Here is an 11,794-nt window from a genome sequence, read left to right on the forward strand (position 1 = left end):
TTTATTGAGGGAGGTTAGTTGAACAAAAAAACGATATAATTTTGGGAAGTTTGAGAGAACAAGAATTAGCTTAGGAGGAATGTACTGATGTGCTACATAGAAAATCAGGTTACTTATGATAAGGATGCAAAAATGGGCTATTTTTACTTTAGTGAACCCTTTAAACATAAAGTTACTTATCGGAAGAACTTCCTAGGAACGACGATGACATTATTTTAGACTTTGGGAAATAAGTTCCATTTATAGGAATTAAATTAGAAGGAGAAAGAGCAAGGAAATTGACTGGATTATATTGTTTCATTTTTCAGATGATAATTGTCAAGATTTTATCGGCAAAGATATTTTGAAAGTAAACGATAGCATCACTGGCTTTCACCAACGCCATTGGATTTACTCTTTCTCTCCTGAGGTTTTTTAGTCTTTCCATCCAAAATTGAGCGTAATTCATTAATTTCCTCTTCAGATAAGGACTCCTCCTGTATAAACTGAACCATCATCGACTTCAGCGTCCCACCATAAATTCTATTTATAAAAGACTGTGTCTCGGCGCGCTGACATTCATCCTGCGAGTAAAGCGGAAAAAAAGTATAGACCTTCTGATTTTTATTTACACCGATCACCTTTTTTTTGACTAGACGATCTAAAGCGAGCGTACTGTTTTCAGCTTCCAATCCGTTCACTCCTCCAATGAGAAATAGACTTCGTTGGCCGTTTGCGGGGTCTTTTCCCAAAGCACGTTCATGACTTCCCATTCTGCTTCAGAGATACTGGGTAATTTTTTAGACACTCTTATCCATCTCCTTCTTCGGTCTTCTAATATAATTGTCATATAGAGATGTCAACCTCTATTAGCCGGCTTAATATATGCCTTTACCCCTCAAAATAGATAACGTTATTTCAGCCGCCTTACTTCCGTTGGCATTATCTGCATTTTGTATGTTAGTTGCAAAGAAATAAGTGTCCTCCGTGGTCTCTACATACCCAATAAACCAACCGTTTATATTTTTGCCATTTACATTACCTGTACCAGTTTTCCCTGACAGCCATGCACCATTTTTCTCCTCTAATTTGAGTGTATCTTTAACGGTTTGGACATTCTTCTCCTTAAATCCAAATTGGTTAGTATAAAAAGCTTTTAGTAGTTGTACCTGCTCTACTGGAGATATCTTTAATGTAGACTCTAGCCAATATTGTTCGATTCCACCAGAAACATCGTTATTGCCATAACCTATTTCTTTTAGATAAGTTTGGATGCTATCCAGTTGAATTTTTTTATCCAATTCCTGAAAGTACCAGGTTACTAAAATTTGTCATTGCTGTAGATAAATTATGATCCATATTCCAAGAATCATAAGGATTCTGTATTCCATTCCATTTAATTGTGGAATTTTCACTGGTTATGACATTTGACTCCAATCCAAACAACGCGCTATAAATCTTGAAAGTAGAATCCGGGGAAACTCTCATTGTGCTTATATTTTTATTATAGATACGATATTGATCATGCATATCATATAATACAAAGCTTCCTTCATATCCTCAAAAATATTCGCTTAGATCCTCATACACTGTGCGTTCACTTTTAAAATCGTAAAGATTATTATCATCGGCCATTACAGAAATGAATGGAACCTGACTTACAACAAAAACTCCCACAAGCATAAAGATAGCTATACTTTTCAGCTTCAACAGCTTTGATTCAGTCGTAAAGGACGCAATTCTTTCAATACGTCTTTTTATTTGCTTCTTGGATCCGTTCAGGTGATTTGCCAAAGCGAAATTCCTCGGCTGTGATGCTCTGTCCACAAAATTAATAATTGTATTCCCATATTCTGCATAACTGCGTTCATCCAGAGAATTTAAAACAGCAATATCACAGGCTATTTCACGATCCAATCTCATTTCCCTAAAAGCAAACCACACAAACGGATTGAACCAATACAAAATTTGATAAATGACAATCAGGTAATTCGTCGCAATATCTTTATATTTATAGTGATTCAGTTCATGCAAAAAAATGTATTTGATATCCTCCATAGAAAACCATTCTTCAAAATGAATTGGAAGCACAACATAGGTCTTAAAAAGACCAAACGTCATCGGAGATTTGACATGCGACGATTCCCCTAAAACCAAATGTCTCGATATATTTAAACTCTGCTTGCACTGTTCAAATAAAATTAGAACTTCTTTATTTTTCAGGGCAGAAATAGTGCTTTTAATCTTCTTCAACTTTAACCAAGCATGTATTGTCAGAGCAGCCCAAATAAACATTCCTGCAATCCATGTGCCAGCTAAAATTATATCCAGGAATACCAGATTGGTTTGATTTACAGAAATCGTAAAGTCCTGCATCCAATTTACGTTTCTAATCAACTGATCTCCGTTGGTGATAATAGAAGGATTTATTCCATTGTTTTGGTTAAGGTTTAAATCCAAAATAAAATCATTTCCAAAGTTAAACAAATGATTTGGTATAAAAGGAAGCGTCAATGCAATCAACAATAAAAACCATAGATTATATTGCCATTTCGCTGATAATTGCTTTTGGAACACTTTCTTAAACAGCATAATAACTGCAATGGTAAAAGAAGACACCAGAAAACTAATTACAAAATTAGTAAAGAACATGTTGCTCGTCTCCATTCCTCAACCTTTCACTGTAATTATTACAAAATTCATTGTTATCTCCCCAAGAAAAATCAATTGTAATTCCTAATTTTAGCATTTCAATGTGAGTTTATCAATCTACTAATCCATGTGAGCATTACAGAAACGGGCTAGCATCGCTTTTTCTGCATTGAGCAAACAACAGACTATAAGTGAGTGTTATTTCCAAGTTTGAGAAAAATTGACATTACTTGATTACGAGTGTAGTATTATATTACACGTGTAATCAAAAAAGGAGGATAAAGGAAGAGAGCGCTGATTTCCGCCGCCAATTGGCCAAGAAATGGAAAAGAACTGAGAAACCATAGATAACTCAAGGATTCTAACGACAAGCTTATTGCACAGGCAACAAAGGAAGTAATCGATACCCTTAAAGTCAACCATAAGTAGAAAAGTCACAATAAAGTATTTAATTTTTAAAATCTCAAAACATCTAATCCCGTTCTGATTTTAGGAAGAGGTTAAAATAAACTTGTTTAAAACGCCAGTCATACCACTCTATAATATGGCTTATTTATAGAGTAATGGTAAATTGTTGGCGCTACTCCAGTTACTGCTAGAGTTTAATCAGAATCTATATTTCTATAACTTATAATTATAAATTTTTTAGATAACATGTATCAACGAACTTTTTTTGTTGAAATCCAATTTAGAAAGGCGAGATTTGTATGAAAATTAGCAAGGGATGGATAGGGATAGTTGTGTTTAGTTTGTTACTAACATTATCCGTTGTTATGCCATCGTTTAATTATCAAACGATTGCTCAATCTAAAAAATCATCTCCCACTCAGATTACCAATCCAGATAAGACGATTGTATTAACGAAATTGAATGAAAAAGTATGGGCACACACATCATATAATGATTTGAATGGCACAACCCATGACCACAATGGGTTAATCGTTTCTACTTCCAAAGGAGTAGTCCTGATTGATACAGCATGGGGGAATGACCAAAAAACTGAAGAGTTATTAAAGATGATCAAAAAACATTTGAAGAAAAAAGTTGATCTAGCGCTGATTACTCATGCGCATGATGATAGCATTTCAGGCATTCAAGCGTTGATGAATCAGGGAATTGATGTACGTAGTACACTTTTGACAGCAAAACTAGCTCAAGAATATGGATATCCTTCTCCCAATCCGACACTCGATGTAAACCCAGTGATGAAAGTAGGCGACACAGTAATTGAAGCCTTTTATCCTGGAGAAGGTCATTCGAAAGATAACATTACTGTTTGGCTTCCCCAATATAAAATATTATTCGGTGGATGTTTCATCAAATCCTTAGATGCAAAAGATCTTGGAAATCTTTCTGATGCAAATGTACAACAATGGGATGACTCCGTTAAAAAGGTAATCGAAAAATATCCACATGTAAAAACAGTTATACCTGGACATGGGAACTGGGGAGATAAGAGCTTACTCTTCCACACAATTGATCTGATTAAACAACATACCCATAATAGCTAAACGAAAGAAATTGGTGTTACATTTGTTCCTAAAATGGTAGCTAGAGACATTCAAGATCTCTTTTTAAGAAGCAAGAAGCTACTGTGTGATGAGTAATAGGGGAAATTCCTTCTTTACACAAACTTGAGAAGGAGTTTTTTATCTAAAATAGGTACCCATTTGGAGTTAGTGTTATGGTACCCCAAATAATGCGAAGCGACAGCTGCAGGAAGTGTTCTATCTTATACTTGCTCGTGGTCCGGCATGTCCACATGAAAATAGCACGTAATAGGTTTTGAAATTTACGCTATAGTAGGTGAAACAATGGGGAAATATGTATTATCAAAAACGATCGCCATTGTCTTAGGGACATTAACGATCATTGGTACGTTAGGATATGGCCTTCTTTTTTTACTAGGTACATCCTTAGGGCAAGCCCTCCAATCCGAAATTGATACATCAGCAACTGATAGGCTTACTTTATTGATTCTTATTAGTCTTCTCATAGTCGGCGTAATAACCGGAGTAGGTTCTTTTGGATTAAACTGGAGTTTATGGAGAGTCGTATACTTTGGATTCTGTTTGGTACTTGGAATTTGTCTTCTTGTTACCTTTTTTATTTCTATAGGAGCGTTAGGAAGCACATATGAATTTATTATTTTTTGTATTAGCATGATGTATTTTTTGATGGGCTATTTAGTAAAAAAGAAAAAATGAAGGTTATTATGTTGGTGATTTAGTAGTAATATATTCCAATAGAACTAATCAAATCAGAGGAAAGAAATGGAATGACTATAACAAGCTAAGTGCTAGGTGTTGGCTTTACGGATTATTTCCGTTTTCTTGGTGGTTTTTTCTATTGCATTGGTAGGGTTGAAGCAACAGCAAAACGAAGGAATGTCAATAAAGCGAACGATGCACCAAGGATCGCTTTTCTTATGGAACTAACGGGTGCGTTAGCTGAAAATTGGAGCTGTCTTTAAGGCAGCTTTTTCCTTATGAAACTAAAGGGGCAGGATAGTTGAAGAGTGCTGTTTGACCTTTGTTCAGCAATTGACCATATTCTTGAATGAAATAGAAGGGATTATTTGTAAGTAAGTCGAAGTTAATGTCAGAAGATGCTATTTAGTTTAGCACTGGGACGTACTACTCAACATTAAGGAGAAAGAAAATTATAAAGAAAGTGGGAGATCTATTGGATACAAAAGAGATATTGAAGCGATTCGAACAGGTGGCTACATACTATATTGAAGAGTTAAGTAAATATTCGCTAGATGAGTTTACAAGGAAGCCTTCTGAGGATGAATGGTCATTAGGACAAATGTACAATCATTTAATAAAGGGCACCCTTCATCTTCATTTGAAAGCCATTAAGCAATGTGTTAATGGCACTACTTCCGATGGCGGTAAAAAAACAGAAATAGGCGAATCGATTTTCAAAGAAGGAACGTTTCCTCCAATCAGGTTAAAAGGTCCGGATACACCGGATTTCACACCGCCAAATCCTACAGGAAAAGAAGAAGTAAAGGAAGGACTGCTTCGAATCATTGAGAAAATGCAAGAGATAGAGAGAAAGCTCTCTGACATTCCGGCCAGCCAGAAAGTTCAGCACCGGAGAATGGGATTTTTAAATGCAGAGGAATATTTTCAGCTAATCGAAATGCATTTCCGGCACCACTTACGGCAAAAAGAACGTATCGATCAGTTTCTTTTAAAAGTAAGTAAGTAATCTTTATTGTTGAAGCAGTTATTGACCGTCGGAATATCAGCAGGAGCCCAGTTGAGGGAGTTTAAAGAGCTGAGAGGGTGCCATAAGTTAAACCAATAAGCAGTTTACAACAAAGGTTGATTATGAAACTGTTGAATGACGAATAGAATTGTTCCGTTAAAGAGCGCTTTGGAGTAACGAAAAAAGCCCAATTTCCCAATTTTAATGCTGAGAAATTGGGCTTTTTAGAATCGAAATTTCCTTAACGTTATAATCCGCATTTTCCTGACACTACCCCTATATATCTTTGGCTCATTAAGTTTAACTATAGCATTGAACGCGACTTTAAATAACATGTATCAAATGTTTCCCCCAGAAATATGATCTAGGAACAGCACATAGAATAGTATAGAAATACTGCGGCTAATGCTGGACATGGAGGGGATGTATTTATATGAGTACCAGAATAATCCGGCAGCTGATAAGGTCAAGGCAACAGGAATTAGTCGAACTTGCTGCTTCATTTATTCGAATTCCATCTGAAAATCCATCGCCCGAGTTTAAGAAGCGGTCAGCAGAAATGGGACGCCATATTAGCCGATACCTAGCAGCAAAAGGGTTCTTGATTACCGAGCACCGCCGTAGCGAAAATGCGCTGGTTACCGTGGTCTGTGATGCTCCCTTAACCAGGGTACCTGGTCCACGGCTCCTATTTTGTGGACATACAGATGTCGTACCTGCAGGCGATTGTTCACATTGGACCTTCGAGCCTTTCTCAGGAGAAGTCAGAGCAGGTATGCTTTTGGGTAGGGGAGCCTCCGATATGAAAGGAGGCTTGGCATCACTGATTTTTGTGGCTGGACTACTTCAGGAGTTCGCCCCCACTCTTAATTTGAAAGGTAGCCTTGGAGTTATTGCCTCTCCGGATGAAGAGACTGGCGGCATTGAGGTGGCCTCGCTCCTGGATCAAGGATTGATTAAGGGTGATGCTTGTCTGATTGGTGAACCGTCGGACCCCCACCATCCGAATGCCGGTGAAAAGGGCAAGGCATGGATGCAGGTGATTATACCAGGTCAGACAGATCATGGCAGCCTACAACCCCTTTATGGAATCTCCGCCGTACGAAGAGGGGCAGCCGCGGTCGAAGCACTAACTAAGCTATGGGAGCTTAAGGCAACGCCTCCGGCAGAGCCTTGTCAACTTTTGTACAATACTGAGTGGCTCCTATCTCAGCGTCTAGGAAATCCCTTACTGTCACAGTTACTTTATCGTCCCTCTTACAATCCAGGTGTAATCCAGGGCGGAACAAATGTGAACGTCGTCGCAGACAAGTGTATCATTAAAGTGGATACCCGGGTTCCATTCGGTATGAAGCCCGAGTTTGTACTTGATGTAGCTAGGAATCTTGTTAGTGCTGTAGCGCCAGGTGCGGTTGTAGAGCCAATGGTACCCTGTACTAACCCGAACTGGACCTTAGAGAATCGTCCAATTGTGAGGGCCATAGAACTGGGAATCCAGCGTGTCCTCGGAATGGAGGAACCCGTCTTCAGCGTACTTTTGCTTGGTTCAAGTGATGCCAGTCACTTCCGTCGCCATGGCATTGATACCGTCCTTTACGGTCCTGGGCTGGAACACACTATCCATGGGTACGATGAGCGGGTTTCAGTGGAGAACTTAGTAGAATCTGCCGAGATATATGCTGAGACGGCAATCAAGTATCTTAGGTCATTTCCCCGTACTTTTGATGGATGAAGAGTTGACGGTCGAGGATTTACTGGTAATCTTGTTCATGGACTTTCTGAAAAGGATTAAAGAAAAGAGAAACTCAAGCCAAGCCATGAAGGCAATTTTATTGAACTTTGAGGATTACTTTTGATAAGTGGTGATGAAATTGCAGAATTAACTTATCCAGAGTTTCCTTCACATTATGGAGAGAATCCTCAATCATTATAGGTCGGTGTGAAAATTGGGGACATTCATACACCTCTAAACCCATCTTTAATGCGGGTTTCCTGGCCGCAAACAACGCCCAGGATGCTTGCATTAATTCCTTCCTGAAAGTTAGAGACGGCTCCCTTAAAGTTACACGCCACCGATGTGGTCATTCCGAGCAAAATAGAAAAAGGAATAAGGCATGCACTTAATAAATAATAATTATCTTCAAGGTACTCAGTATAATAAAAAAAAGTTAAGGAGTTGATTTTGTATGAAAACACATTAGTAAAAAAGCCATGCTAAAATAAACCCTCCATATTCTCATTTTTTTAAGGGCGTAAATGTACTATTGCGTTATTTTAACTGGTTATGCAGTTTGTTGTTCAGATGGAGCAATTGTATAGCCTTTCTTTTTTAGGTATTCGATCATTTTTAATTCTTTGTTGTTTTGTTTTTCTTCAAGGTAATTTGAGCCTAGTTCATGATAAGGTTCTCCTGTTTTTAAGATGTTGTAAGCAATCGTTAATAGTAAATGGGCAGAAGCGATACGTCCCTTCATTTTTCCCTGTCGTTTGGTAATTCTTTTTCGATGTGAAGCAATTCGATTATTTTGCCTTGAAGTCGCTAATACACACTCTACGGCCATCGTTTTCAAAGCTTTGTTACCTTGTGTGGTTTTACTCGTTTTTTTTTACCAGCACTTTCGTAATTTCCGGGACTTACACCAGCCCAAGAGGCAAGATGTTTAGCCGACTTAAATACGGACATATCAATGCCCATCTCTGCAATAAAAGTGGCTGCGGCAGCTTTGTTCACACCAGGTATACCATCCAATAATTCTACTTCCTTATGATATGGGGACAGGAGTTGATCAATTTGTTTTTCCAATTCTTCTATGGCTTTTTCTAAATACCCCATATGCTCCCAATGGTAACGCAACATATCACGATGATGACGGCGAATACGACCATTAATTGCATGGGCAATGTCAGTAATACTTGCTTTTGTTCGCCAATCCACCATTTTTCGAAGACCATCGGTCTCTATTTTTTCACCATTTAGAATGGCTTCAAGTATACGGCGTCCCGATACACCAAAAATGTCTGATAGAACGGATGTTAGCTTGATATTAGCATCTTGAAGAATTTTGTGAATGCGATTCTGCTCTGATGTGCGATGATGAATCAATTTTTTTCGATAACGAGTAAGATCTCGTAAATCACGAATATCCTCTGGTGGGACAAAATTGCTTTCAATAAGTCCGCATCTTAGAAGCTTGGCAAGCCATTCGGCATCTTTTACATCAGTTTTACGCCCTGGAACATTTTTTACATGCCTGGCATTGGCCAGAACAAGGTGAAAAGATCCTTCGAGTATATTCCATATTGGTTTCCAGTAGACTCCGGTACTTTCCATCACAACATCGGATACCTGAAGGGTAGTTAACCAATCACTTAAAGCCAAGAGTCCTGTTGTTGTAGTCGAAAACGTTTCAATAGAGATTTTTGGCTTTTTATCTAATGGACCAAATAATACACAGGCTACTACTGTTTCTTGGTGTACATCTAGGCCAGCACACCGTTCAATCATTGCTTCCATAGGAGAATCACCTCAAAAAAAGATTAACAATACAGATGACAGGAGATTTGTTACAAAAATTTTTGTATACGTACTAGCAGTACACTAAATGGTTCTTCCATACTGTCACAACCAGTTTCTTATACAGGGTATCTTCCTTAAGATCCACCAAAAAAAGCTCAGCCTGGTTGTATTGTTATCATCCATTATCGTCAAGGGGTTAATGGGTTAGACTCTATTTTTGAGTTTAGATTTTCGTAGTAGATGGTGGCGGCGAGGAGCGCCGCCATAGGAGTTTCTTATGGAAAAGCAATTGCCTGAAACGCTACTGGAACCTGAAGTGATCGCTGAAATGGTACTAAAAAGAGCCCTTGAAGATTACAGGAAAGCCCAAATTGAAAAACAAATCGATGACTCATTGAAAAACCGTAATAAGGTCGAGTTTTTCCGGTTAACAAATGAATTAAAACGCACACATAAATTGAAAGCAAAACCAGAAATTAATAAAAAAAGATAACTCCTAACTTAAGAAATAATGGATCAGGTTATGCTGCTTAATTTCCTGATTCATTATTTAATTTAAGTGGTCTTAGAATGCTTGGAGGACCTCAAGTAGATTCAATGCTTCCATCTATAAGAATAAATAAGAAATTAAACCTAATGACTGTTGTGTAAGGAAGCATTGTTTTAACATTCAATATAATTATCTTTGACCTTTACTAAAAATTCAGGGCTTACTTTTATGGATAGCCTAAAAGCGCTATCAAACTAATCTATTTATGGATATTTTAACATTAACCTCGTTAGAATATAAAAATTGTAACCACCTATATTTTAATTTTTTACAGACTATTATCATTTATAGAAAGTTCTATGATAAATAAACTGAATTAGTTGGTGAAGTTCTTATAGTAATGAAGGAATTAGCATTGGAGGGCATGACAATGGCAGTAGTCACACATGAAATGGGCTTTGCTCGTGAAGTGGGTGATCGTGTCATATTTATTGATCAGGGAGTAATTGTTCAAGATGCGCCACCAGAAAGGTTCTTTCATTCTACGAATGGAAATGAACGCATCAGAAAATTTTTGAGTACTATATCAAGAAATGCCGTTTGATACTGAAAATAAATTTGAAGATAAAAAGGGTCTTTTAGTTTGATTATAGAGTTAGGAAAAGTAAGATAACTTTAAATTAAATAATAGATTTTTCACTTTCATTGGAATTACTTACTTATTAGATGAAATGTTGAGGTGAAGGGAAATGAAGATAGTAGGGGTAGGGGATAATGTAGTTGATTATTATCAAGACCGTGGTGAAATTTATCCAGGCGGAAACGCTCTAAATATAGCTGTTTTATGTAAAAGGTATGGGGTGGAGCAAAGCTCATATATTGGAGTTATCGGAAACGATATAGCGGCTGAGCATATTGTAAATAGCGTAAAAGCTGAAGGTGTTGATATCTCTAGGATTAGAAAAGCATATGGACCAAATGGGGAATCTGTTATCTCTCTTAACGAAGATAACGACCGCACCTTTGTCGGATCAAATAATGGAGGGGTACAAGGCCTAATAAAATTAAATTTTGATGATAACGATCTTAACTATATTTCAACTCATGATCTTATGCATACAAGCTTGTATAGCCATATAGAACAAGATTTACCTATGCTATCGAAAAAAATATCTATTTCTTTTGATTTTTCTTCACGACAAGAAGAATCATATCTTAAAGAGGTTTGCCTGTATCTTGATTATGGTTTTTTTTTCAGGAAGTGAATTAAACGACTCACAGTGTATTGAATTAATGCATTACGTAAAAAATTTAGGAACTAAAATCATTGGAATTACAAGAGGAGAAAAAGGTGCTTTATTTTTAGTAGATGACCTAGTGTATAAGCAGCCTATTGTGGAAGCTAAAGTCATAGACACCCTGGGAGCAGGTGATTCCTTCATTCCATGTTTTTGGTACATTATCATCAACATCATAATGTCACTGAAGCATTGAACAAGGCAGCAATAGCAGCCGCAAAAAACTGTGAAAGTTATGGTGCATTTGGATATGTATTAAGTATAAAAACGAACCTTTCCAAAGACTTTGTATGATCTTTTAATGTGCATTTAAACTGTAAGGGGCGGGAACTTTTATATTTGAGTCCGCCTCTTATTGTATTTTATACGTACAATCAATAGATTGTTTACACAAATCTAACGTTCCAAACAGAGTTTTATTATTCACTTTGAAGGCTATTGATTGAAATTATTGAATCCTTATTATAAAAGTTAATAAATTATGATTTTATAACAAATTAAAAGGTACACTTTAATTTGTTATGAGCACTTGAGATATACTTCATTATAGCATTATGTTTAGGTTGTAAATCACTACTTATGTAGATGTGATCTATTAGTAACGTGTATAAATAGAAATATTGGAGTTAGTATAGTTTC

At 37.0% G+C, this 11,794-nt stretch carries 8 protein-coding genes and 4 pseudogenes; 8 read left to right on the top strand and 4 right to left on the bottom strand.

Translation table 11 applies throughout. The annotated features are described in order from the left end of the window. Positions 1-362 precede the first annotated feature (362 nt). Positions 363-787 (bottom strand): annotated as a pseudogene (blaI, locus tag J7J00_RS17280) (penicillinase repressor BlaI). Positions 788-857: 70 nt separating this feature from the next. Then, positions 858-2,631 (bottom strand): annotated as a pseudogene (locus J7J00_RS17285) (BlaR1 family beta-lactam sensor/signal transducer). Positions 2,632-3,338: 707 nt separating this feature from the next. Between J7J00_RS17285 and bla the strand changes: the two are divergent. The 5 genes from bla to J7J00_RS17310 all read left to right on the top strand — a co-directional run bounded on the left by bla (position 3,339) and on the right by J7J00_RS17310 (position 7,582). Next, the gene (gene bla / locus J7J00_RS17290; RefSeq protein ID WP_214792684.1) at positions 3,339-4,142 is read left to right on the top strand and encodes a subclass B1 metallo-beta-lactamase; all 804 of its coding nucleotides are present in this window, start codon (positions 3,339-3,341) and stop codon (positions 4,140-4,142) included. A 303-nt stretch (positions 4,143-4,445) separates the two neighbouring features. Beyond that, positions 4,446-4,838: a hypothetical protein gene (locus tag J7J00_RS17295; RefSeq protein WP_214792687.1), complete on the top strand. Its 393-nt coding sequence runs from the start codon at positions 4,446-4,448 to the stop codon at positions 4,836-4,838. Between the two features lie 89 nt (positions 4,839-4,927). Beyond that, positions 4,928-5,104, top strand: coding sequence for a hypothetical protein (locus J7J00_RS17300; RefSeq protein ID WP_214792690.1), 177 nt, complete (start codon positions 4,928-4,930; stop codon positions 5,102-5,104). Between the two features lie 212 nt (positions 5,105-5,316). Then, positions 5,317-5,850 carry a DinB family protein gene (locus J7J00_RS17305; RefSeq protein WP_214792691.1) on the top strand — a complete coding sequence of 178 codons (534 nt, stop codon included), beginning with the start codon at positions 5,317-5,319 and terminating at the stop codon, positions 5,848-5,850. A gap of 433 nt (positions 5,851-6,283) precedes the next feature. Further along, entirely contained in the window at positions 6,284-7,582 is a 1,299-nt protein-coding gene (locus J7J00_RS17310; protein WP_214792693.1) for a M20 family metallopeptidase, read from the top strand. 550 nt (positions 7,583-8,132) lie between these two features. Here J7J00_RS17310 and J7J00_RS28200 read toward each other — a convergent pair. Together J7J00_RS28200 and J7J00_RS17315 are read right to left on the bottom strand one after the other, a co-directional pair. Then, complete coding sequence (locus J7J00_RS28200; RefSeq protein WP_201253575.1) at positions 8,133-8,411, bottom strand: hypothetical protein; 279 nt, start codon at positions 8,409-8,411, stop codon at positions 8,133-8,135. Between the two features lie 5 nt (positions 8,412-8,416). Beyond that, entirely contained in the window at positions 8,417-9,364 is a 948-nt protein-coding gene (locus J7J00_RS17315; protein WP_286201432.1) for an IS110 family RNA-guided transposase, read from the bottom strand. A gap of 280 nt (positions 9,365-9,644) precedes the next feature. Here J7J00_RS17315 and J7J00_RS17320 point away from each other — a divergent pair, with 280 nt between their 5' ends. The 3 genes and pseudogenes from J7J00_RS17320 to J7J00_RS17330 all read left to right on the top strand — a co-directional run bounded on the left by J7J00_RS17320 (position 9,645) and on the right by J7J00_RS17330 (position 11,449). Beyond that, positions 9,645-9,860: an IDEAL domain-containing protein gene (locus J7J00_RS17320; protein ID WP_214792696.1), complete on the top strand. Its 216-nt coding sequence runs from the start codon at positions 9,645-9,647 to the stop codon at positions 9,858-9,860. Positions 9,861-10,230: 370 nt separating this feature from the next. After that, a pseudogene (locus J7J00_RS17325) lies at positions 10,231-10,461 on the top strand (polar amino acid ABC transporter ATP-binding protein); the annotation flags it as partial. 145 nt (positions 10,462-10,606) lie between these two features. Continuing rightward, positions 10,607-11,449, top strand: a pseudogene (locus J7J00_RS17330) (PfkB family carbohydrate kinase). Positions 11,450-11,794 lie beyond the last annotated feature (345 nt).

The sequence above is a fragment of the Bacillus sp. ISL-4 genome (assembly GCF_018613275.1).
GTDB lineage: Bacteria > Bacillota > Bacilli > Bacillales > DSM-1321 > Peribacillus > Peribacillus simplex_E.

Excerpts from the sequence above, each read along its gene's own strand:
- bla (WP_214792684.1), top strand. The coding sequence starts at position 3,339 with ATGAAAATTAGCAAGGGATGGATAGGGATAGTTGTGTTTAGTTTGTTA.
- J7J00_RS17295 (WP_214792687.1), top strand. The coding sequence starts at position 4,446 with ATGGGGAAATATGTATTATCAAAAACGATCGCCATTGTCTTAGGGACA.
- J7J00_RS17310 (WP_214792693.1), top strand. The coding sequence starts at position 6,284 with ATGAGTACCAGAATAATCCGGCAGCTGATAAGGTCAAGGCAACAGGAA.
- J7J00_RS28200 (WP_201253575.1), bottom strand. The coding sequence starts at position 8,411 with ATGGCCGTAGAGTGTGTATTAGCGACTTCAAGGCAAAATAATCGAATT.
- J7J00_RS17315 (WP_286201432.1), bottom strand. The coding sequence starts at position 9,364 with ATGGAAGCAATGATTGAACGGTGTGCTGGCCTAGATGTACACCAAGAA.
- J7J00_RS17320 (WP_214792696.1), top strand. The coding sequence starts at position 9,645 with ATGGAAAAGCAATTGCCTGAAACGCTACTGGAACCTGAAGTGATCGCT.